20 protein-coding genes are annotated in these 23080 nt (G+C 58.9%); 12 read left to right on the top strand and 8 right to left on the bottom strand.

Annotation, left to right across the window (positions count from 1 at the left end):
* Positions 1-141: 141 nt before the first annotated feature.
* Positions 142-3069 (bottom strand): dermonecrotic toxin domain-containing protein, encoded by a 2928-nt coding sequence (locus ACP7E4_RS04910; RefSeq protein ID WP_426112202.1) that lies wholly within the window; start codon positions 3067-3069, stop codon positions 142-144.
* 180 nt (positions 3070-3249) lie between these two features.
* Between ACP7E4_RS04910 and ACP7E4_RS04905 the strand changes: the two genes are divergently transcribed.
* Both ACP7E4_RS04905 and tadA read left to right on the top strand, forming a co-directional pair.
* The gene (locus tag ACP7E4_RS04905) at positions 3250-4623 is read left to right on the top strand and encodes a multicopper oxidase family protein (RefSeq protein WP_426112200.1); all 1374 of its coding nucleotides are present in this window, start codon (positions 3250-3252) and stop codon (positions 4621-4623) included.
* The gene (tadA, locus tag ACP7E4_RS04900; RefSeq protein WP_426112198.1) at positions 4623-5105 is read left to right on the top strand and encodes a tRNA adenosine(34) deaminase TadA; all 483 of its coding nucleotides are present in this window, start codon (positions 4623-4625) and stop codon (positions 5103-5105) included. Before ACP7E4_RS04905 ends, tadA begins: the two co-directional genes overlap by 1 nt.
* Positions 5106-5213: 108 nt before the next feature.
* Here the strand turns inward: tadA and mltF are convergent, their stop codons facing one another.
* Entirely contained in the window at positions 5214-6674 is a 1461-nt protein-coding gene (mltF, locus tag ACP7E4_RS04895; RefSeq protein ID WP_426112196.1) for a membrane-bound lytic murein transglycosylase MltF, read from the bottom strand.
* Positions 6675-6874: 200 nt separating this feature from the next.
* Here mltF and purL point away from each other — a divergent pair, with 200 nt between their 5' ends.
* Both purL and ACP7E4_RS04885 read left to right on the top strand, forming a co-directional pair.
* A complete protein-coding gene (purL, locus tag ACP7E4_RS04890; protein WP_426112194.1) occupies positions 6875-10771 on the top strand; it encodes a phosphoribosylformylglycinamidine synthase in 3897 nt (1298 codons plus the stop codon).
* 4 nt (positions 10772-10775) lie between these two features.
* Positions 10776-11087 (top strand): NGG1p interacting factor NIF3, encoded by a 312-nt coding sequence (locus ACP7E4_RS04885; protein WP_426112192.1) that lies wholly within the window; start codon positions 10776-10778, stop codon positions 11085-11087.
* Positions 11088-11199: 112 nt separating this feature from the next.
* On the opposite strand, the gene ACP7E4_RS04880 is transcribed toward ACP7E4_RS04885, so the two are convergent.
* Together ACP7E4_RS04880 and ACP7E4_RS04875 are read right to left on the bottom strand one after the other, a co-directional pair.
* Entirely contained in the window at positions 11200-11763 is a 564-nt protein-coding gene (locus ACP7E4_RS04880) for a L,D-transpeptidase family protein (RefSeq protein WP_426112190.1), read from the bottom strand.
* 43 nt (positions 11764-11806) lie between these two features.
* Positions 11807-12358, bottom strand: coding sequence for an NUDIX hydrolase (locus ACP7E4_RS04875; RefSeq protein WP_426112188.1), 552 nt, complete (start codon positions 12356-12358; stop codon positions 11807-11809).
* Between the two features lie 156 nt (positions 12359-12514).
* On the opposite strand from ACP7E4_RS04875, the gene ACP7E4_RS04870 reads away from it, so the two are divergent.
* From ACP7E4_RS04870 to purT, 5 genes are all read left to right on the top strand, one after another.
* Complete coding sequence (locus ACP7E4_RS04870; protein ID WP_020289556.1) at positions 12515-13117, top strand: CoA pyrophosphatase; 603 nt, start codon at positions 12515-12517, stop codon at positions 13115-13117.
* A 31-nt stretch (positions 13118-13148) separates the two neighbouring features.
* Positions 13149-13673 (top strand): gamma carbonic anhydrase family protein, encoded by a 525-nt coding sequence (locus ACP7E4_RS04865; RefSeq protein WP_426112186.1) that lies wholly within the window; start codon positions 13149-13151, stop codon positions 13671-13673.
* A gap of 2 nt (positions 13674-13675) precedes the next feature.
* Positions 13676-13882, top strand: a complete 207-nt coding sequence (locus ACP7E4_RS04860; protein ID WP_426112184.1) for a DUF1289 domain-containing protein — start codon at positions 13676-13678, stop codon at positions 13880-13882.
* A 152-nt stretch (positions 13883-14034) separates the two neighbouring features.
* On the top strand, positions 14035-14502 hold the full coding sequence (locus ACP7E4_RS04855) for a preQ0 transporter (RefSeq protein WP_426112182.1): 468 nt from the start codon (positions 14035-14037) through the stop codon (positions 14500-14502).
* A gap of 102 nt (positions 14503-14604) precedes the next feature.
* Complete coding sequence (purT, locus tag ACP7E4_RS04850) at positions 14605-15786, top strand: formate-dependent phosphoribosylglycinamide formyltransferase (protein ID WP_426112180.1); 1182 nt, start codon at positions 14605-14607, stop codon at positions 15784-15786.
* Between the two features lie 91 nt (positions 15787-15877).
* On the opposite strand, the gene ACP7E4_RS04845 is transcribed toward purT, so the two are convergent.
* From ACP7E4_RS04845 to ACP7E4_RS04830, 4 genes are all read right to left on the bottom strand, one after another.
* Positions 15878-16597 (bottom strand): WbqC family protein, encoded by a 720-nt coding sequence (locus ACP7E4_RS04845; protein WP_426112178.1) that lies wholly within the window; start codon positions 16595-16597, stop codon positions 15878-15880.
* Between the two features lie 160 nt (positions 16598-16757).
* Positions 16758-18080 (bottom strand): MFS transporter, encoded by a 1323-nt coding sequence (locus ACP7E4_RS04840; protein WP_426112176.1) that lies wholly within the window; start codon positions 18078-18080, stop codon positions 16758-16760.
* Between the two features lie 300 nt (positions 18081-18380).
* A complete protein-coding gene (locus tag ACP7E4_RS04835) occupies positions 18381-19628 on the bottom strand; it encodes an HlyC/CorC family transporter (RefSeq protein WP_426112174.1) in 1248 nt (415 codons plus the stop codon).
* A 12-nt stretch (positions 19629-19640) separates the two neighbouring features.
* Positions 19641-20453 (bottom strand): cytochrome C assembly family protein, encoded by an 813-nt coding sequence (locus ACP7E4_RS04830; protein WP_020289549.1) that lies wholly within the window; start codon positions 20451-20453, stop codon positions 19641-19643.
* A gap of 200 nt (positions 20454-20653) precedes the next feature.
* Here ACP7E4_RS04830 and ffh point away from each other — a divergent pair, with 200 nt between their 5' ends.
* From ffh to rimM, 3 genes are all read left to right on the top strand, one after another.
* Positions 20654-22030 (top strand): signal recognition particle protein, encoded by a 1377-nt coding sequence (gene ffh, locus ACP7E4_RS04825; RefSeq protein ID WP_426112171.1) that lies wholly within the window; start codon positions 20654-20656, stop codon positions 22028-22030.
* A 248-nt stretch (positions 22031-22278) separates the two neighbouring features.
* Positions 22279-22536 (top strand): 30S ribosomal protein S16, encoded by a 258-nt coding sequence (rpsP, locus tag ACP7E4_RS04820; RefSeq protein WP_020289547.1) that lies wholly within the window; start codon positions 22279-22281, stop codon positions 22534-22536.
* A gap of 5 nt (positions 22537-22541) precedes the next feature.
* The gene (gene rimM, locus ACP7E4_RS04815; protein WP_341522909.1) at positions 22542-23078 is read left to right on the top strand and encodes a ribosome maturation factor RimM; all 537 of its coding nucleotides are present in this window, start codon (positions 22542-22544) and stop codon (positions 23076-23078) included.
* The last annotated feature ends 2 nt before the right edge of the window (positions 23079-23080 follow it).

The raw sequence follows: 23080 nt of genomic DNA, 5'->3' as shown, positions 1-23080 counted from the left end.
CGGAACGCCGCCCGCTCGCTCCAACGAGTATTTCAATTCAACGGTTGTGCGTGTTTGATAAGAGAGGACGAGTCCTCTGCCACCGAAGCAACGCGTAAATAGGTGTGAACCTATTCAGAACCAGACAGCTAAGTTCGTCGGTCAGTTGACGTTTCTCATGCCTATCAACTCAAGCGCCGCAATCAGATCACCAATGTTGTTGAAGGCGCGTTTGCTGATGGCAGGCCACTGCGGGCGATCGATGAACACCTTGCCGAAGCGGTTCTTGATGCGGGTCCGCACGACAGAGTTATTCTTGCTGCGATGCACCAGCATCGGCTCGCCCGAGCTTTGGTCAATGATGAACATTCCGGGCTGGACCACGAGCCGGTCACTCGGCATCCTGCCAAAGGTTCTGGAAACGGCGACTTGCAGCCTGAAATCGCTTTTCACGAAGCTGTCAGGCTCGCCTATGTCACCGGGCATGGTCCGTCCCGGGTCAATCGTAAGACCCTCCGGATCACCTGGCGCGACGTCCTCGATTCGCAACCCAATGGCGCCTTCAAGCTCACTGATCCCGGTTACCCCCTGGAAGGTGTTGGCGTGGGAGTTACCCACCAATGCGATCCACTTGTTGCTAGCGCCGAGACGTGCGGCGTCCGCACTAATGATCGAGCGCGCGATGAAATTCATCATTTTATGTCGTGCCAGATTATCCGGGTCTTGCATGCCATCCAGGCGGTAGCTGGCCATGCAGTCAATCGCCTGGACGCGTATCCGGTTTTCATTGGCTACCTTGATCACCTGCAGAAACGAGTATCGGCCCGACGGATCGGTACTATGGCCCAGGTCCATATTCTTTAGATATTGCTCAAGCTTCGGGCCCATGCGGCCTGAGCGCGCGAACTCATCCAGATCGGCCTGATGAAAATCAGTGAGTAAATGTTCGATGTACAACGTGCGCACTTTGAGTTTTTTCAGCAGCTTCATGTTTTCGATCAGGAAGCGCTTGCTGCCGATTCCTGAATGACTTTCGCCGATGACCAGGCCGCCGTTGTTGTGGAAAAAGCTGCGAAGGATGGATTTGCTGGACGCCTGGGCTTCAAACTCCGGCATTTGCGGCCTGCCTGGTAATTCCAGGTGTGCATAAAAGTCGCAGGCGTCGGTGCGCAAGCGTTCCCTGATGGCTCGGAATTGCTCATAGGGATCTTGCCAGTTACTGCTCATGGGCATCATGTCGCCGCGCAATACCGCACGATCGCTGCCGTTGGCGCCTCTGATGACCTCCGCCCTCATCGACTCTGGAACCTCGTAAGTGCTGATCACCGAGGCTTGTGGTAACGGTCGGGGAGTGCGCAGTATCCGCGACGCCGCAGGACCGCCGCCGCGAAGTCCGCTGCGATTGATCACTTCCCAGTTACCCTCCGCGTTGAGCCGGACCGGGAGGTTGTCATAGAAGGAGAAGGGGTTTTGCGGGTCGATAATCACCCAGCTATTCACTTCATTGACGTAGCGCACCTGATAAAAACCGTGCTCGATTGCGATGTAAGCCTCGCCGTTGGCCAGTTGATAAATGCCATGCATGCGCCCGGTTTGCGTCGACGGTGTGAAGCCTGCAAGCAGATGATTGCTCCTGAATCTGCTGATCAGCTCTGCGTTTTCGGACGCTGTATCAGGCAGGGCGACGGCAGTGGGTGCTTCCACTGAGTTTTCCGTACCGCCTGGGTTCTGCTGCAAATGGCTGTCTTCGCTGAAGGTGGCCAGGTACTCGGTTTCTCCTTGGTTCATGGGCGAAATGCCGGCATCCAGCAGAAACAGGCAATTGAGCAGCGTGTCCATGGCGCTGAGGATTGCACCGATGACGCCCGCCTTGCGCTCGGCCGTGGTGTGGCCATTTACCGCCTGATCGATGTTCAACCCCATGTCCGCCAATCCAGCACCGACCACCGCAAGGGCGATGGGCCAGTCCAGTGCGGCCAGCGGGCCCAATACGTGGGAAAACGCATCAAGATAGCCAATCCACATCTGCTTGCGCAGATCGCCGTTGGAACGCAGGGAAAAGTCCGCATCGGCATTCATGCGATCACGCGCGGCATCGCGCAACCAGGTAAACGCATCAACGCCGAGGTCTTGATCAAGCTGGTTGAGCAGGTCGCCCGCTGACACATCGGCATGAGCGGGCAGCAGATCCATCAAATGATCAAGGCCTGCGTCGGGATCGTTCTCATGGCGCACCGCCAACGGGAAATGTGCAAGGAATCGGGCTCTGTCGGGAGTCTTCTCGGTGGTGTCGACCAGCCATTGGCGCAGGTGTTCCGGCGTATCGAAGGCCTGAAAAGCAAAGGTTTCTCCGGGGATATAAATGATTTGCCTGCCGGTAGAGGTCACCACGCGCAGGATGTCGCTGGCTTGATGCCCGCCGATGTCAAAAGCTGTGACGCGCAATCCGGTTGGCACACTCGCCACGTCAGTCAACATCGACAGTTGGAAAGGCGCGTGAACGTTGGCGGCCACCGCGTTGAGGAGGGTCTGCAAGTCCGTTACGCCCAGGTGTTCGCTTTCCCTTTCCTCCAGCGCCTTGGCGAGAAAGTTGGCTTTGGCGAGGGTTCTGAACTCATCGGCACTGCTCTGCCAGAATGCATCGAGTCGTGCCCGGTATGCGGTGCAGAAGTCGATGTTCCAGAAATCATTCATGACGTCGACGGGCAGCATTTTGACTTCATTGCTGGTGTTGTAAGCGCCGGCTTCAGGGCCTGCGGTATAAAAACCGCCCATCATTTGCAGGTTGTCGGCATTGTCCTGATCGGGAGCATTGAATCGATGCAAGACCAGTTGGGGGAGGGTCATGGACTCAATCGGCTTGTCGAGATGCTGCCAGCCATTGAACGTTAGCGGGCTGCTCATCGCCGTGGCGAAGCGGTGCCAATAGACGGTGTCAGGCTCGATATCGCTTCCGGTGCGGTTTTTCAGGACGGTTTTGGCAACATCGCGTGCCATCTCCCGCATATCCGGGCAAGCCTCGACGAGGTCAATACCCAGGGTTTTCAGCTGGTCGATTTCGAGGTTGGGTGTGGGGTTGATTGCAGGCATCGTAGATTTCTTCTGAAGTGGAGTTTCCCCCAGCGTGTCGCGAGTGGCCGGTTGAATAGCACTAAATAGTTACTGCGACGTTCACGCGCTTATTTTTTGCCAAATGCAGGTGTATCGTATTCGCCCCTCGCATCGACTCTCAGGTGCGCTCGTCTGTGTTTTCTAGAGGTTCCTGTGTCTATGTCCTTCACCCGTCGACAAATACTCGGAGGTCTGGCCGGTCTTGCCGTGGTCGGTTTGGGCGCAGGTGGCGCGTCGCGGTATTGGCTGGGTCGACGTGGGCCGGGCGAAGGGCATGATTTCGAATTGATTGCCGCGCCGCTGGATGTGGAACTGGTCGCCGGGCATCAGACCCCGGCCTGGGCGTTCGGCGGCTCGGCACCAGGTACCGAACTGCGGGTGCGGCAGGGCGAATGGCTACGTTTGCGCTTCATCAATCAGTTGCCGGTCGAGACCACCATTCACTGGCACGGCATTCGCCTGCCGCTGGAAATGGACGGCGTACCCTTCGTTTCACAGTTGCCGGTGAAGCCGGGCGAGTATTTCGACTACAAATTCCGTGTGCCTGATGCCGGCAGTTACTGGTATCACCCGCACGTCAGCAGCAGTGAAGAGCTGGGGCGCGGGTTAGTAGGCCCATTGATTATCGAAGAGCGAGAACCGACCGGGTTCCTGCACGAGCGCACGATCAGTCTGAAAAGCTGGCATGTGGACGAAGTCGGTGCGTTCACCGAATTCAGCGTCACCCGCGAAGCCGCCCGCGAAGGCACGGCAGGGCGGCTCTCGACGCTCAACGGCGTACCGCAGGCGGTAATCGATCTGCCTGCCGGGCAAATTGTCCGTGTGCGTTTGCTCAATCTCGACAATACCGTGACCTATCGCCTGAATATTCCAGGCGTCGAAGCGCTGATCTATGCGCTGGACGGCAATCCGGTCAAGCCGCGGCCGCTAGGCAAGGATTACTGGCTGGGGCCGGGCATGCGCATTTGCCTGGCCATCAAGGCACCGCCCGCTGGCGAAGAGCTTTCGTTGCGTAATGGCCCGGTGCGGCTGGGGACGTTCCGGTCGGTCGCCAATAACGATGCGCCAACGCAATGGCCGCCTGAACTGCCCGCCAACCCGGTCGCTGAGCCGGATCTGGAAAACGCCGAAAAGCTCAATTTCAATTTTGAATGGGTCGGCTCGGTGTCGGTCAATGTCGACAACGGCAAACCGCCCAGTCTCTGGCAGATCAACGGCCAGGCCTGGGACATCACCGACAAGACCTGCGCTGATCGGCCGATTGCGAAACTGGTGCTGGGCAAGAGTTACATCTTCGAACTCAAAAACATGACTCAGTATCAGCACCCCATCCATTTGCATGGCATGAGCTTCAAGGTGATCGGCTCCAATCGACGAGAAATCATCCCGTATTTCACCGACACCTTTCTATTGGGCAAAAACGAGCGCGCGCGAGTGGCGTTGGTGGCGGATAATCCCGGCGTCTGGATGTTCCACTGCCATGTGATCGATCACATGGAAACCGGGCTGATGGCAGCAATCGAGGTTTCGTAATGAGGCAACCGCTCATCATTGATCGCAGCCGCGATCAGGATTTCATGCGCGAAGCGCTGGCATTGGCGGCCGAAGGCGCTTTGCTCGGCGAGGTGCCGGTTGGTGCAGTGCTGGTCCAGGATGGGGTGATCATCGGGCGCGGCTTCAACTGCCCAATCAGCGGCAGCGATCCAAGTGCTCACGCCGAAATGGTCGCGATTCGCGCCGCCGCCCAGGCGCTCAGCAATTACCGTTTACCCGGCAGCACGCTGTACGTAACCCTTGAACCGTGCAGCATGTGCGCCGGGCTCATCGTCCATTCGCGTGTCGCGCGGGTGGTGTATGGAGCGCTCGAACCCAAGGCCGGGATTGTGCAGAGCCAGGGGCAGTTTTTCAGTCAGGGCTTTCTCAACCATCGTGTGTTGTTCGAAGGCGGCGTGCTGGGCGAGGAGTGCGGAGCGATGCTGAGCGATTTTTTCAGGATGCGGCGAGCGAAGGGCTGATCACAGTGCTGTGGGAGCGAGCTTGCTCGCGAAGCTCTGTTGCAGGCGCTGAATTTCTGCCGGATTTACTGACCCCTTCGCGAGCAAGCTCGCTCCCACCAAGTCTCGTCAAAGCGGCGGGTTATCTTCCGGCGGCTTGACCTTGTTCACGCCCGGCACATGCAGATTGCTCTCGGCGACCTGGCTGCCCTCCAGTTGCGGCTGGGTTACCCAGGTCAGGATGTCGTAATAGCGGCGAATGTTGGCGACAAAGCTGACCGGTTCGCCGCCTCGAGCGTAGCCGTAACGGGTTTTGCTGTACCACTTCTTTTGTGACAGGCGGGGCAACATTTTTTTAACGTCGAGCCATTTATTGGGGTTCAGGCCCTCGTTTTCTGCCAATTTGCGCGCATCGTCCAGGTGGCCGCTACCAATGTTGTAGGAAGCGAGAGCAAACCATGTGCGATCGGGCTCTTTTATCTTGTCATCCAGCTGATCTTTCACGTAGGCAAAGTACTTCGCCCCGCCTTGAATACTTTGTTTGGCGTCCAGCCGGTTGGATACGCCCATCGCTTGCGCGGTGTTTTGCGTGAGCATCATCAACCCGCGCACGCCGGTCTTGGAGGTGACGCTGGGCTGCCACATGGATTCCTGATAGCCAATCGCAGCCAGCAGTCGCCAGTCCACCTGCTCTTTCTTAGCGAAGGTCTGGAAATGCTTCTCGTACTTGGGCAGGCGTTCTTGCAGATGCTGAGCGAACGTATAGGCGCCGACGTAACCGAGGACGTCCACATGCCCGTAATAGCGGTCCTTGAGGCGTTGCAGCGTGCCGTTCTTCTGCACTTTATCGAGGAATGAATTGATCTCGTTGATCAGGCTATTGTCTTCGCCGAGCGCCACGGCCCAGCGTTGTTGCCGGCCCTCGCCCAGATCGAAAGCGACCCGCACATTGGGGAAATACACCTGATTCATCGCCAGTTCGTTGGAATCCACCAGCGTCAGGTCAATCTGTCCTTCATCGACCATGCGCAACAGATCGACGACTTCGACCGCGTCGGATTCTTCGTATTCGATAGCGGGATTTTTCAGTTTCAGTGCAGCAAGTTGCTCGGCGTGGCTGCTGCCTTTGAGCACGGTGATGCGTTTGCCCACCAGATCGCCAGCATCAGTGGGGCGCGACTGGCCGTTGCGGTAGATGACTTGTGGGGTGACATCCAGATACGGATGGGAAAAACGCACCTGCTTTTTACGTTGTTCGGTGTCGATCAAACCGGCGGCGGCGAGCACCGGGCCGCCCGGTTTCTGCATCTCGTCAAACAATTCGTCGAGGTTGTCCGAGGTCTCGATTTTGAGCTCGACCCCCAGATCTTCGGCGAAACGCTTGACTAATTCGTACTCGAAACCGGTTTCACCGTTGCGATCCTGAAAATAGGTCGCCGGACTGTTGCGGGTGATCACGCGCAGAACGCCATCCTCCTTTACTCGCTCCAATGTGGTGGGTTTATCCACACAGGCGCTGAGCATCAGGAAGAGTCCGGTTGCGATGAGCCATTTGGCACAACGAGGGCGGAAATCTGATTGGGGAAACATCGGTGCAGTATACGCAAAGGACACCTGTCGCCATATCTCGACAGCGAAGGCGGCGTCTGATAGAGCTGGCGTTTTCTTGCACTCGGCAAGCGTGCCGACGTCCGGACAGCTGCAAGTTGGCCGTTTCGGGTGCCGAAAGGGCCGGTTTAGGCTAGAATGCACGGCCTCAAAGCACACCCCTTCCCGAGGCTGTCCCGAAGATGTTGACCCTGCGCGGTGCTCCTGCCCTTTCTGCCTTTCGCCACAGCAAATTACTTGAGCAGCTGAAACAAAAAGTTTCAACTGTCAGTGGCTTGTATGCTGAATTTGCCCACTTCGCTGAGATAGCTGGCGATCTGACTGGCGAGGAACAGGAAGTTCTCGTTCGCATCTTGAAATACGGCCCAAGCGTGCCGGTTCAAGAGCCAAGCGGCCGGTTGTTCCTGGTTTTGCCTCGGTTTGGCACTATTTCGCCCTGGTCGAGCAAGGCCAGCGATATTGCCCGTAACTGCGGCCTGGCAAAAATCCAGCGCCTGGAACGCGGTATCACCTTCTATGTAGAAGGCCAGTTCAGTGAAGCCGAGGCGCAAGTCATCGCCGGCTGCCTGCACGATCGCATGACGCAAATGGTGCTGGGCTCGGTGCAGGAAGCCGAAGGCTTGTTCACCCACGCCCAGCCCAAGCCATTGATCGCCATTGATGTACTGGGCGGTGGACGTACTGCGCTGGAGAAGGCCAACGTCGAGTTGGGCCTGGCGCTGGCGGAAGACGAAATCGATTATCTGGTCACCAGCTTCGCCGGTCTGGGGCGCAACCCTCACGACATCGAGCTGATGATGTTCGCTCAGGCGAACTCCGAGCACTGCCGCCACAAGATCTTCAATGCCAGCTGGGACATTGACGGCGAGAGTCAGGAAAAAAGCCTGTTCGGCATGATCAAGAACACCTACGTCATGCACAGCGAAGGCGTACTTTCGGCTTATAAAGACAACGCTTCGGTCATCGTCGGCAGTGTTGCCGGCCGTTTCTTCCCGGATCCGGAAACCCGCCAGTACGGCGCGGTGCAGGAGCCGGTGCACATTCTGATGAAGGTCGAGACCCACAACCACCCGACTGCGATTGCCCCGTTCCCCGGCGCAGCTACCGGTTCCGGTGGCGAGATTCGCGACGAAGGCGCAACCGGGCGCGGTGCCAAGCCCAAGGCTGGCCTGACCGGTTTCACCGTTTCCAACCTGCAGATCCCCGGTTTCGAGCAACCTTGGGAAGTGCCGTACGGCAAGCCAGAGCGCATCGTGACTGCGCTGGACATCATGCTCGAAGGCCCGCTGGGTGGCGCGGCGTTCAACAATGAATTCGGTCGTCCGGCGCTGACCGGTTATTTCCGTACCTTCGAACAATCCATCACCACGCCGCACGGCGATGAAGTTCGCGGTTACCACAAGCCGATCATGCTGGCTGGCGGCATGGGTAACATCCGTGCCGAACACGTGCAGAAAGCCGAAATCACCGTCGGCTCCAAGCTGATCGTGCTCGGCGGCCCGGCAATGTTGATCGGCCTGGGCGGTGGTGCAGCGTCATCGATGGCCACCGGCACCAGCTCTGCGGATCTGGATTTCGCTTCGGTGCAGCGTGAAAACCCTGAAATGGAGCGTCGTTGCCAGGAAGTCATCGACCGTTGCTGGCAGCTGGGCGACAAGAACCCGATCAGCTTCATTCACGACGTCGGTGCCGGTGGTTTGTCCAACGCCTTCCCTGAACTGGTGAATGATGGCGGTCGTGGCGGTCGTTTCGAACTGCGCAATGTGCCTAATGACGAGCCGGGCATGGCCCCGCTGGAAATCTGGAGCAACGAATCCCAGGAACGCTACGTGATGGCGGTGGGCGCGGAAGACTTTGAGCGCTTCAAGGCCATTTGCGAGCGTGAACGCTGCCCGTTCGCAGTCGTCGGTGAAGCCACCGCCGAACCGCAACTTACCGTGACCGACAGCCATTTCGGCAACAACCCGGTGGACATGCCGCTGGAAGTGCTGCTGGGCAAGGCACCACGCATGCACCGTTCGGCTGATCGCGAAGCGGAGCTGGGCGATGATTTCGATCCGAGCACCCTCGATATCGAAGAAAGCGTGCAGCGCGTTCTGCATCACCCGGCCGTTGCCAGCAAAAGCTTCCTGATCACCATCGGCGACCGCAGCATCACCGGTCTGGTCGCCCGCGATCAGATGGTCGGTCCGTGGCAGGTTCCGGTTGCCGACTGCGCCGTGACCGCTACCAGCTTCGACGTCAATACCGGCGAAGCCATGGCGATGGGCGAGCGTACTCCGCTGGCACTGCTCGACGCTCCGGCGTCAGGTCGTATGGCCATCGGCGAGACGCTGACCAACATCGCGGCCTCGCGTATCGGCAAAATCTCCGACATCAAACTGTCCGCCAACTGGATGTCCGCTGCCGGTCACCCAGGTGAAGACGCGCGCTTGTACGACACCGTCAAGGCTGTCGGCATGGAGTTGTGCCCGGCGCTGGGCATCACCATTCCAGTGGGCAAGGACTCGATGTCCATGAAGACCCGCTGGAGCGATGAAGGCGCCGAGAAGACCGTTACTTCGCCAATGTCGTTGATCGTCACCGGTTTCGCGCCGGTGCTGGATATCCGCCAGACCCTGACGCCAGAGCTGCGCATGGACAAGGGCATCACCGACCTGATCCTGATCGATCTGGGCCGTGGTCAGAACCGCATGGGCGCTTCGATCCTGGCCCAGACCCACGGCAAACTCGGCCGTATCGCACCGGACGTTGATGACTCCGAAGACCTCAAGGCGTTCTTCGCGGTCATCCAGGGTCTGAATGCCGACGGGCACTTGCTGGCCTACCACGACCGCTCCGATGGTGGTTTGCTGGTTACCACCCTGGAAATGGCCTTCGCCGGTCATTGCGGCCTGAACCTGTATCTGGACGGCCTGGCTGAATCCGCCAGTGAGCTGGCAGCGATCCTGTTCAACGAAGAGCTGGGCGCAGTTATCCAGGTTCGCCAGGACGCCACGCCGGACGTGCTTGCCCAGTTCAGCGCCGCAGGTCTTGAAGATTGCGTTGCGGTGATCGGTCAGCCGGTCAACAACGACGAAGTCGCAATCAGCTTCAATGGCGAGCCGGTGTTCGGCGGCCAACGTCGCTTGCTGCAACGCCAATGGGCTGAAACCAGCTATCAGATCCAGCGTCTGCGTGACAACGCCGAATGCGCTGATCAAGAGTTCGACGCACTGCTGGAAGAAGATAATCCGGGCCTGAGCGTCAAGCTGGGCTTCGACGTCAACGATGATATCGCCGCGCCGTACATCAAGACGGGTGTTCGCCCGCAAGTGGCGGTGCTGCGTGAGCAGGGCGTCAACGGTCAGGTGGAAATGGCGGCAGCGTTTGACCGCGCCGGTTTCAACGCCATTGACGTACACATGAGCGATATTCTCGCCGGTCGCGTCGATCTCAATGACTTCAAGGGCATGGTTGCCTGCGGCGGCTTCTCGTACGGAGACGTGCTGGGTGCCGGCGAAGGCTGGGCCAAGTCGGCGCTGTTCAACGCCCGTGCCCGTGATGCTTTCCAAAGCTTCTTCGAGCGCCAGGACAGCTTCACCCTGGGCGTGTGCAACGGTTGCCAGATGTTGTCCAACCTTCACGAGCTGATTCCCGGCACCGAGTTCTGGCCGCATTTCGTGCGCAACCGCTCCGAGCAGTTCGAAGCGCGGGTGGCGATGGTGCAGGTTCAGGAGTCGGCGTCGATCTTCCTGCAAGGCATGGCTGGTTCGCGCATGCCAATCGCCATCGCCCACGGTGAAGGTCACGCAGAGTTCGCCAATGACGAAGCGCTGATCGCCGCCGATGTATCCGGCACCGTGGCCCTGCGTTTCGTCGACAACCACGGCAAGGTTACCGAAGCCTACCCAGCCAACCCGAACGGCTCGCCGCGCGGGATCGGTGGTCTCACCAGTCGCGACGGTCGCGTCACCATCATGATGCCGCACCCTGAGCGGGTATTCCGTGCCGCGCAGAACTCGTGGCGTCCGGAAGACTGGGACGAAGACGGTGCGTGGATGCGCATGTTCCGCAACGCGCGGGTCTGGGTGAACTAAGGCTGTGTATAAGCTCGCCTTTTTTGTTCCGCCGAGCCATGTCGAGGCTGTCAAGCAAGCCGTATTCGCCGCTGGAGGAGGGCGAATCGGGGCGTACGACAGCTGCGCATGGCAAACGCTGGGCCAGGGTCAGTTCCGCCCTTTGGATGGCAGCAAGCCATTTATCGGGCAGAGTGGCGTGGTCGAAAGCGTTGAGGAATGGAAGGTCGAGCTGGTCGTGGCAGACGAGTTGATTCAGCAGGTGGTGGTGGCTCTGAAGCAGAGCCATCCCTACGAAACGCCTGCCTATGAGGTTTGGCGGCTGGAAGATTTCTAAACGCTGTGGGAGCGAGCTTGCTCGCGAAGAGGCAGGTACATCCGACACAGCTACAGGTCAGAGGTAGCGCCTTCGCAAGCAAGCTTGCTCCCACAAGTTTTAAACATGTAGTTTACGGCCTGATCTCGATCATCGTGCCGTCCTTCACCAGATCCCACACCTCGCGCATGTCATTGTTCTTCATGGCGATGCAGCCGTTGGTCCAGTCCAGGGTATGGAAATACCATTCTGGATACTCCTCATCCACCGGCGTGCCGTGGATCATGATCATGCTGCCGGGGTTGACCCCTTCGCGACGCGAGCGAGCCGAGTCGGTGATGTTCGGGTAGGAAATGTGCATCGACAGGTTGTAGTTGGTGCTGTTTTTGCGCCAGTCCAGCCAATAGAAGCCTTCTGGCGTGCGTTGATCGCCTTCCTGCAACTTGGTGCCCTTGGGTTGCTTGCCCAGGGAAATGCGATAAGTCTTGAGCGCTTCGCCGTCGCTGATCAACTGCAACTGACGCGCCGCTTTGAGCACCAGAACCTTTTCGATCTTGCGATCGGCAATGTTCTCGGTGTTGATCACTTTGTTGCCGACGATTTTCTGCTCGCTGCCCTTGGGCACGATGGTTTGCGTGAACGCAGCCTGGGACAGCGGAACGAATGACAAGCACAAGACAGCAAGCAACCAACGCATCGAAACGATTTCCCTGAAGCGGCGCCAGGCTGCGCCGATGATGTTAAGTGTCCTGTAGAGGCCGCGACGGCGGCAACGCGTCGGTTCGCACAGGGTAAATCTGGTGGCGCCGGTCGGCGAAGAAGCATTCTAGAGTACGTCTGACCGTCATGAAAGCCAGCTCGGACCATGGAATGTCGGCTTCGTCGAACAAGGCCACTTCCAGGCTCTCGATGCCAGCAGCGAATGTCGGGGACGCCATCTGCGCACGATAGAACACGTGGACCTGATTGATATGCGGCACATCGACCAACATGTACAGCTGCAGATCGCCCAGAGTCGCACAGGCTTCTTCATCCGTCTCGCGGCGCGCGGCTTGCTCGATGGTCTCGCCGTTCTCCATAAACCCGGCGGGCAGGGTCCAGAAGCCCAGGCGCGGTTCGATGGCACGCCGACACAGCAAGACTTTGTCGTCCCACAGGGGCAGGCAACCCGCCACGATGTTCGGGTTCTGGTAATGAATGGTGTGGCAGTGTTCACAAACGTAGCGCGGGCGGCTATCGCCTTCGGGAATACGTTGTATGACCGGGTTACCGCACTGGCTGCAGAATTTCATGGAGTCATTCGATTGCTGAATTCAGCCGCTATCTTGGCGTGCGACGCGCCTGCTCGGCAAGAAGCGCTTTGTATTAGCCAGAGTTGTCCTGCAAGGGCTTGGGCAGTTCGCCGCTTTGGTGCATGATGCGGGGTAGGCAACAGATCGAGATTTCCCATGCTGGACGAGCTACTTCGCCGTGTAAGCAGTCATACGCCGAGCACTCTTGAGACGGATCGACGTTTCCCCGAGGCTGCGGTGTTATTGCCCATTACTCGCAGTGACGAACCCGAATTGATCCTGACCCTGCGTGCCAGCGGTCTTTCGACCCATGGTGGCGAAGTGGCCTTCCCCGGCGGGCGGCGGGATCCTGATGACGTGGATCTAGTGTTCACCGCCTTGCGCGAAGCCGAGGAGGAAATAGGCCTGCCGCCGGGGCTGGTGGAAGTTATCGGCCCGCTCAGCCCGTTGATCTCCAAGCACGGCATCAAGGTCACCCCTTATGTAGGACTGATCCCCGATTTTGTTGAATACCGCCCCAATGATGCAGAAATTGCCGCCGTGTTCAGCGTGCCGCTGGAGTTTTTTCGCCAGGACACCCGGGAACATACGCATCGCATCGATTACCAGGGGCGCAGCTGGTACGTACCGAGCTATCGTTACGGCGAGTACAAAATCTGGGGCCTGACGGCGATCATGATCGTCGAGCTGATCAATGTTTTGTATGACAGCAAGATCAGTCTGCATCAGCCACCCGAACATTCCGTGACCCGAGCTTGACCCATTGGCGCAGAGCCTTGAGGAACGATGCATGAAATACCGCCTGGGCGACTCCCGCGTCGAAACCGATCCTGACAGCTGGGTTGCACCCAACGCCGTGCTGATCGGCAAGGTCAAGCTGGAGGCGGGCGCCAGTGTCTGGTTCAGCGCCGTGCTGCGCGGCGATAACGAGCTGATTCACATCGGCGAGAACAGCAACGTGCAGGACGGAACAGTCATGCACACGGACATGGGTTCGCCGCTGGAAATCGGCAAAGGCGTGACCATTGGCCATAACGTCATGCTCCATGGGTGCAGCGTTGATGATTACAGCCTGATTGGCATCAACTCGGTGATCCTCAACGGCGCGAAAATCGGCAAATACTGCATCATCGGCGCCAATTCCCTGATCGGCGAAGGCAAGGTCATCCCCGATGGTTCATTGGTGATGGGCTCGCCCGGCAAGGTGGTGCGCGAGCTCACCGATATCCAGAAAAAAATGCTCGAAGCCAGCGCTGCGCATTACGTCCACAACGCCCGGCGCTACGCGCGGGACCTGCAGCCGCAGGAAGACTGATCATGCAAACCGAACGCCGCGTGCCGTCCCCTTGCGTGAGCATCTGCGCACTGGATAACGATGATGTCTGCATGGGTTGCCAGCGTACCGTCAAGGAAATCACCGACTGGCACGCCCTGGACAATGACCAGCGCCGCGCGGTACTGGTGTTGTGTCATGAGCGCGCTGAGGCGAGTGGGTTGGTTTGGTCGGTGCCTTCACCTTCCTGAAACCTGCGAAACGCATTCGCGAGCAAGCTCGCTCCCACAGAATCAACATCTATGTGGGAGCGAGCTTGCTCGCGAAGCGGTCGGTCCGACATTACGCCTCGCTAACAAGTTGGTACTATCAGCTTCGTCTTCCCGCCACATAAGCCTCGCCCATGCTCTTCCTGATCACCTACATCGGCAGTGTCGTGCTGATCAATTTTGCGTTCTCCACCGCGCCGCATCTGGACGTTATCTGGTCGGCCTGGGGTGGGTTGGTGTTCGTGTTGCGCGACATGGTGCAGACCCGCTTCGGCCATGGTGCGATCTTCGCTATGCTGGCGGCATTGGTGCTGTCCTACGTAACCTCCGACCCCACGATTGCGCTGGCCAGCGCCACGGCGTTCGCGGTCTCCGAATGCATCGACTGGCTGGTCTTCAGTATCACCAAGCGGCCGCTGCATGACCGGCTCTGGTTGAGCTCGGCGCTGAGCATCCCGCTGGACACTTTTATCTTCTTCGGCATGATCGACGCCATGACCACGCCAGTCATCGTGACTGCGCTGGCCTCCAAGTTTGCCGGTGTCACGGTGGTCTGGCTGATCATGGTCTGGCGCGCGCGCAAGAACGCTTATCCGGGCTGAGGTCCAATTCACGGGCCTTCGTGGTAAATTGCGCGCCTTTCTCCACCGCGGTCGCTCGCATTTGGCGGGCTGCCCTCGATATCTGCTCCACGAGGACCTGAGATGACTCAAATCGGAACTCCACTGTCGCCTACCGCGACCCGCGTTTTGCTCTGCGGTTGCGGCGAACTGGGCAAGGAAGTAGTGATCGAATTGCAACGCCTTGGCGTCGAAGTGATCGCGGTTGATCGCTATGCCAACGCGCCGGCCATGCAGGTCGCCCATCGCAGCCATGTAATCAACATGCTCGACGGCGCCGCCCTGCGTGCAGTGATCGAAGCCGAGAAACCGCATTTCATCGTGCCGGAAATCGAAGCCATCGCCACCGCGACGCTGGTGGAGCTGGAGTCCGAAGGCTTCACCGTGATTCCCACCGCACGGGCCGCACAGTTGACCATGAACCGCGAAGGCATTCGTCGTCTGGCCGCTGAAGAGCTGGACCTGCCGACTTCGCCGTATCACTTCGCCGACACCTTCGAAGACTATCGCAAGGCCGTGGAAGACCTGGGTTTCCCCTGTGTCGTCAAACCGGTGATGAGTTCTTCGGGCAAGGGGCAGAGCCTGCTCAAGACCACCGATGACGTGCAGAAAGCCTGGGATTACGCCCAAGAGGGCGGTCGCGCCGGCAAAGGTCGGGTGATCATCGAAGGCTTCATCGATTTCGATTACGAAATCACCCTGCTGACCGTGCGTCACGTGGGCGGCACGACGTTCTGTGCGCCGGTCGGCCATCGTCAGGAGAAAGGCGATTATCAGGAATCCTGGCAGCCACAAGCCATGAGCCCGGTCGCGCTGGCCGAATCCGAGCGAGTTGCCAAAGCGGTGACTGAAGCCTTGGGCGGTCGCGGGTTGTTTGGCGTCGAACTGTTCATCAAAGGCGATCAGGTCTGGTTCAGCGAAGTCTCGCCGCGTCCACATGACACTGGCCTGGTGACCCTGATTTCCCAGGATCTGTCGCAATTCGCGCTGCATGCTCGCGCGATTCTCGGCCTGCCGATCCCGTTGATTCGTCAGTTCGGGCCATCGGCTTCAGCGGTGATTCTGGTTGAGGGCAAATCCACTCAGACTGCGTTCGCCAACCTGGGTCAGGCCCTGAGCGAACCTGACACCGCGCTGCGTTTGTTCGGCAAGCCGGAAGTTGATGGTCAGCGCCGCATGGGCGTGGCTCTGGCTCGGGACGAATCCATCGAAGCAGCACGCGCCAAGGCGACGCGGGCTTCGTGGGCGGTGAAGGTTCAGTTGTAACGTTCGGTTGTAACATCGCCAGCATGCGCCGCCACAGTTCCCTCATGGCAACTGTGGCGTGCGTGTATCAAGCAGTGGCCGCCCGGATGGCTTAACCGGTTACTCGCGTGTTTTCGCGAATGTAAGCCGCGACGTCCCCCGGCGGGTTCCACATCAGGACATCGAGGATCGATAGATTGCCGATGAATTCGTACGGCGCGGTGTCGTAGACGAATGTCGACAGATCCAGAAAACGCAACTCTATGCCACGTTGCTGCCATTCGCTGGCAACGAATATCGCCCTTCCTCCCGGCGCATTGACGTAACTGCCTGCACCCAGTTTTCCGCTGATTTCCAGCGCCCATTGGCCTGGATGCTGAATGGGCGGCAGTTGCAGATCCATGGCGGAATGCGGCTTCCAGCTGAAAGGCAGGTCGAGGTAATCGCAGGTGGTTTTGAGGGACTGGGTATTCAGTTCACCGATGCCATTGCCTTTAACCGAAGCAAACGTGTTTCTCACCAGATCCTGCACTTTCTGATAGAAGGGCGCCTTGCCGCGATAGTGCTCCAGCTGGCCGAGAATGCGTTGTAATGCGGCCGAGTGATCAATCACCGTGGTGGCCTGGATCGACGTGCCCAAGGTGGTACTTACCGGCACGTTGATGTATTGCCAGCCCCCTTTGGCATCCAGAATCCGGTTGCGATTCATCCAGGTCTTGCGACAGTACTGCGCGGTGTCGAATATCACGCCGCGCTCTACCGCCGCGATGAGTTGGAAGTACCCCAGATAGGGGAAGAAATAAGGCTGCATGATGGCGAGCGTGTTGTTCATTTCTGGCGTCTTCAGAACGGTTTCCCGAAGCCTTGAGAATAGCTGTCGAAATAACTTTGTCCGTGGGCAATAGCCAATGAATACAGGGTTTTCAGGGGGTAGCCGACAAATGACCGGCAGGGCTGGCTGCCAATCATTTGTCGACTTCCAGGGGCTGGCGTCAGGTAATCTTGTCCAGGTCAGCGTGACGCGTTTCCTTCAGGCACAGCACGGCGATCAGGCTGATCAATGCCGCTGCTGATACATACCCGCCAACCCAGCTCAAGCCACCCATCGCCACCAGTTTCTGGGCGAAGAAGGGCGCCACCGATGCACCGACGATTCCTCCCAGGTTGTAGGCCGCAGAAGCGCCGGTGTAACGCACGCGTGTGGGAAACAGTTCCGGCAGCATGGCGCCCATCGGGGCGAAGGTGATGCCCATCAGGAACAGTTCGATGCACAGGAACAATGCCACTGCCCAGGTCGTGCCGTGGGTCAGCAGCGGCTCCATGGTGAAGCCGGACAGAATCGCCAGTACCCCGCCAATGATCAGCACCGGACGCCGACCGAAGCGGTCGCTCGCCCAGGCGGCAAGTGGCGTGGCCGCAGCCATGAACAGCACGGCGAAGCACAGCAAGCCGAGGAATGTCTCGCGACTGTAGCCGAGGGTCGACACCCCGTAGCTCAGCGAAAACACGGTGGAGATGTAAAACAGCGCGTAGCAGACCACCATGGACGCAGCACCCAATAGCATCGGCGCCCAGTATTGGCTGAACAGCTCGACGATGGGCATTTTGACCCGCTCGTGGCGAGCAATGGCGTTAGCGAAGATCGGCGTTTCTTCCAGCTTCAATCGCACGTACAGGCCGACCATCACCAGGAGTGCGCTGAGCAGGAATGGAATCCTCCAACCCCAGGAGCGGAATTGTTCGTCGTCCAGGGTCATCGCCAGGGTCAGAAACAGCCCATTGGCGGCGAGGAAACCAATCGAAGGACCCAACTGCGGGAACATGCCGAACCAGGCGCGCTTGCCCGGCGGGGCGTTTTCAGTGGCCAGCAGCGCCGCGCCACCCCATTCGCCGCCCAGGCCCAGGCCTTGTCCGAAACGCAGGACACACAGCAGGATTGGCGCCCAGGCCCCGATGGTCGCGTAACCGGGCAACACGCCGATCAGCGTGGTGCAGACGCCCATCAACAATAACGAAGCGACCAGCGTCGACTTGCGGCCGATGCGGTCACCGAAGTGGCCGAACAGCGCTGAACCTAATGGACGTGCGAGAAAGGCGATACCGAAGGTCAGAAATGCCGACAGCATCTGTGCGGTGCCGGAAGTCTGCGGAAAGAACACCGGCCCGATCACCAGCGCGGCGGCGGTTGCGTAGACATAAAAGTCGTAGAACTCGATCGCCGTACCAATGAAGCTGGCCGTGGCGACCCGTGTTGCAGAGTTGGCCGGACGAGCCGGAGCTGCGAGATTTTCGCCCAAGTCGGAAGTTGTGGTCATGCGGGAATCCCTGACGGTCATCTTGCCTGTCGACGATCGCCTTGGCTGGGCGATGCACGGCGGCAAACATTAATTATTGTGGGTACAGCGCTGATCAGGTTAGCCCGGATGTGGGCAAGAGGCGTGGCAATGCCGAGGGGTAGGGCGGATGCCAGGGAAGTGCGCGAAACATTTCAGGCTGAGTGGCTGGCCGATCAGGCTGAGTGCGGGTAGCACGCGGATCGGCGGGGCTGGGTAAGCGGCTCGATTATAGAAAGGCCGTTGCGTGCAGAACAAGGAGGTTCTGCACGCACCTGCGCTTTAATTGACGGCGCGGGTTGCCGAGTTCTGCCACATCAGCACGCGAGTCACGCGGTTGTCTTCGGTTTGCAGGATTTCCAGGCGATACGGCCCGATCTTCAGGCATACCGAGCTTTCCGGGATGGTTTCCAGCGCTTCGGTCACCAGGCCATTCAAGGTTTTCGGGCCATCGGACGGCAGATGCCAGCCCAGACTCTTGTTCAGATCGCGAATCGACGCGGCGCCGTCGACCACCAGACGGCCATCTGCCTGAGGATGAATGTGTGGATTGTCGAGGGTCTGTTCGTTTTCGAATTCGCCGACGATTTCTTCGAGAATATCTTCCAGGCTGACGATGCCCAGCACTTCGCCGTATTCATCGACCACCACGCCCAGGCGCCGCTGCTGCTTGTGAAAGTTCAGCAATTGCAGCTGCAGTGGCGTGCTTTCCGGCACGAAGTACGGCTCATAACAAGCCTCCAGCAATTGCTCCTTGGTCAGCTCGGCCTTGGGCAACAGATGGCTGATCTGGCGTGTGTTGAGGACGCCCTGCACCTGATTGATATCGTTGTGATACACCGGCAGGCGGGTATGCCGGGAAATAATCAGGCGCTCGATGATGTGTTCAATGGAGTCGTCCAGATTGACCCCGTCGACATCGCTGCGCGGTACCAGAATGTCGTTGACGGTGATGCTGTCCAGCGCGTGAATCCCGGACAGTACCGGCGAACCGCCAGGTTCATGCTCGTGAACGCCTTCCTGATTTGGGTCGGACAAGGAATCCTGATCGTCTTCACGCCGGCGGGCAGGCTTGTTGCGGGCGCTGAAAGGCAGCACGAGCGCAGTGGCGAGGGTGCTCAATAGCCAGGCCAGCGGCCACATGATTTTCATCGGGATGCTCAGCATGCCGTTGGCCAGCTGGATGATGGCCAGCGGATGCCGCACAGCCAGGCGACGCGGGGCGTATTCGGCAAACACCAGGATCAGGCCGGTAGTAACAAGCCATGCAATCGTCGGCCCGTTATTCAGCCAGTAGCGCATCGACAGCAGCGTGGCGATCACCACGATCAGGGTTTTGACGAGGGTATTGGTCAGGATCAGGCTGCCGAGCTGGAATTCCAGTCGTGGCTTGACCGGGTCGGTTGGGCGACTACCGATTCGCAGGGCCTTGACGCGGTGGTGCGCGGCTTCGACGGCCGTGAACAAGGCCGACCAGAGGATCAGCAGCGCGACAACACCAAGCATCGGGCCGATGGGCAAGTTATCCATGATCAACGCCCGTCAGATGTGCAGAATGAATTCACGGACCAGCTTGCTGCCGAAATACGCCAGCATCAGCAGGCAAAAGCCGCCCAGGGTCCAGCGGATGGCCTTGTGTCCGCGCCAGCCCAGACGATTTCGACCCCACAGCAACACACTGAAGACTATCCAGGCCAGACACGCCAGCAGGGTTTTGTGCACCAGATGCTGGGCGAACAGGTTTTCGACGAATAGCCAGCCGGAAATCAGCGAGAGCGACAACAGCGACCAGCCGGCCCATAAAAAGCCGAACAACAGGCTTTCCATGGTTTGCAGAGGCGGGAAGTTCTTGATCAGCCCCGAAGGATGCTTGTGCTTGAGTTGATGGTCCTGGACCAGCAGCAGCAGCGCCTGGAACATCGCAATGGTGAACATGCCGTAGGCGAGAATCGACAGCAGGATATGGCTGAGAATCCCCGGCTCCTCGTCAATCGGCTGCACGGTGCCGGTCGGCGCGAACTGCGCGAGCAGCACGGTTGCCAGTCCCAGCGGGAACAGCAGCACCAACAGGTTTTCCACCGGAATCCGCACGGTGGCGAGCAGCGTCAGGGCAATCACGGCCACGGCAATCAGGCTGGCGGCGCTGAAGAAGTCCAGGCCCAGGCCGATAGGGCGCACCAATTGCGAGAAAAGCCCGGTGGCATGCGCGATGACGGCAAGCGTGCCAAGCAGGCAAAGCAGCCGTTTGTCGGCCTTGGTGCCCTGGCTCAGGCGAAGGCCCTGATAAATGGTCGCAGCGGCATAAAGGCAGGCGGCGGCGAGGCTGGGTAGCAGGCTGGGTGGCAAAGGGAACATAAATCCTGATGGGCGGGCCCGAAAGGCGCTGAGTTTCGCATACACCCGCATTTCACGAAAGACCACAGGAGCAGACTCCGAGCGGAGTCTTCGCTATAATCCGCGACCTGCTCAAGCCGCAGGCTCGCCGAGCGCCATTTTCTTCAATACGGGCCGGGCCGCATCAACCGGGGTTCGACGAGAGCCTGAAAGGATCGCGCATGTTTGAAAACCTTACCGACCGTCTCTCGCAGACGCTGCGCCACGTAACTGGCAAGGCCAAGCTGACCGAGGACAACATCAAAGATACCTTGCGCGAAGTGCGGATGGCTTTGCTTGAAGCCGACGTCGCCTTGCCGGTAGTCAAAGACTTCGTCAACAAGGTCAAGGAGCGCGCTGTCGGCACTGAAGTGTCGCGCAGCCTGACGCCGGGCCAGGCGTTCGTGAAGATCGTCCAGGCCGAGCTGGAAGAAATGATGGGGGCGGCCAACGAAGAGCTCAGCCTCGCCGTCACGCCTCCGGCGGTAATCCTGATGGCGGGTTTGCAGGGTGCGGGTAAAACCACCACTGCGGGCAAGCTGGCCAGGTTCCTCAAGGAGCGCAAGAAGAAAACCGTCATGGTGGTCTCGGTGGACGTATACCGTCCTGCGGCCATCAAGCAGCTGGAAACCCTGGCCAACGACATCGGCGTAACGTTCTTCCCGTCTGATATCAGCCAGAAGCCGGTCGAGATCGCGCTGGCCGCCATCAAGGAAGCCAAACTCAAATTCATTGATGTGGTGATCGTCGATACCGCCGGTCGTCTGCACATCGATGTCGAGATGATGGGCGAGATTCAAGCGCTGCACGTCGCGGTCAAGCCGGCGGAAACGCTGTTCGTGGTCGATGCCATGACCGGCCAGGACGCCGCCAATACAGCGAAGGCGTTTGGCGATGCCTTGCCACTGACTGGCGTGATCCTGACCAAGGTCGATGGTGACGCACGGGGTGGCGCGGCGCTTTCGGTCCGGGCGATTACCGGCAAGCCGATCAAATTCATCGGTATGGGCGAGAAGAGCGACGCGCTCGAACCGTTCCACCCCGACCGCATCGCTTCGCGAATCCTCGGCATGGGTGACGTGCTCAGCCTCATCGAGCAGGCCGAACAGACCCTCGACAAGGACAAGGCCGACAAGCTCGCGAAGAAACTGAAGAAGGGCAAGGGCTTCGATCTCGAAGACTTCCGCGATCAGCTGCAACAAATGAAGAACATGGGCGGCCTTGGCGGCCTCATGGACAAACTGCCGAATATCGGCGGCGTGAACCTCTCGCAAATGGGCAATGCCCAGGGCGCAGCGGAAAAACAGTTCAAGCAGATGGAAGCCATCATCAACTCGATGACCCCTGCCGAACGTCGCGACCCGGAGCTGATCAGCGGTTCGCGCAAGCGTCGCATCTCCCTGGGTTCGGGTACGCAGGTTCAGGACATCGGGCGTCTGATCAAGCAGCATAAACAGATGCAGAAGATGATGAAGAAGTTCTCCGCGAAAGGCGGAATGGCGAAAATGATGCGCGGCATGGGCGGAATGTTGCCCGGCGGCGGCATGCCGAAGATGTGATTACGTCGCGCGCAAGTTCGTTTGCGCGCAGCTCGCCGGGGCGAAATTCCCGGCAAAACACCCGTTTGGCGGGTGTCTATCCGCCGTCGATATCGACGGCTCCATAGCAAATCTTGATGGCATGCCGATAGGCGCCGGAAAAAGACATTTGCAAAAGTCCGGATATTCCTTAGAATATGCGGCCTTTCGGGCACCTATGCCCGCTGTGCATCTTAGATTTGCAGCACCGACTACAGGAACGATGTTCAATGCTAACCATCCGTCTTGCCCTTGGCGGCTCCAAAAAGCGCCCGTTTTACCACCTCACTGTTACCGATAGCCGCAATGCGCGCGACGGTTCACACAAAGAGCAGATTGGCTTCTTCAACCCGGTTGCCCGTGGTCAGGAAGTTCGTTTGTCCGTGAACGACGAGCGTCTGGCTTACTGGATGAGCGTGGGTGCACAAACATCCGAGCGCGTTGCTCAGCTGTTGAAAGAACGAGCCAAGACTCAGGTCGCGGCCTGAGCAATATGAACGCGACGCCAGCTGTTGCCGACGATTTGATCGTCATTGGCAAGATCTACTCTATTCATGGCGTTCGCGGCGAAGTGAAGGTCTTTTCCTTTACTGATCCGATTGGAAACCTGTTGGATTACAAAACCTGGACGCTTCGGCGCGAAGGCAGCGTTAAACAGGTAGAGCTGGTCAGCGGACGCTTGCAAAACAAGTTCCTGGTCGCAAAGCTCAAAGGTCTCGATGATCGTGAAGAAGCCCGTCTTCTGTCCGGTTACGAAATCTGTGTGCCACGCAACCTGTTCCCTGATCTGACCGACGGCGAGTACTACTGGTACCAGCTGGAAGGTTTGAAGGTTATCGACACTCTTGGGCAATTGTTCGGGAAAATCGATCATCTTCTGGAAACCGGCTCGAATGATGTAATGGTGGTCAAGCCCTGCGCAGGCAGCCTGGATGATCGCGAACGCCTGCTGCCCTATACAGAGCAATGCGTGTTGGCAATCGACCTGAGTGCCGGCGAGATGAAGGTGGATTGGGATGCGGACTTCTAAGC

The organism is Pseudomonas sp. DSP3-2-3 (assembly GCF_049898225.1).
In the GTDB taxonomy this organism is placed as follows: Bacteria; Pseudomonadota; Gammaproteobacteria; order Pseudomonadales; family Pseudomonadaceae; genus Aquipseudomonas.
Note: the sequence above shows the minus strand (reverse complement) of the source record. Positions and strands in the feature narration are given on the sequence as shown.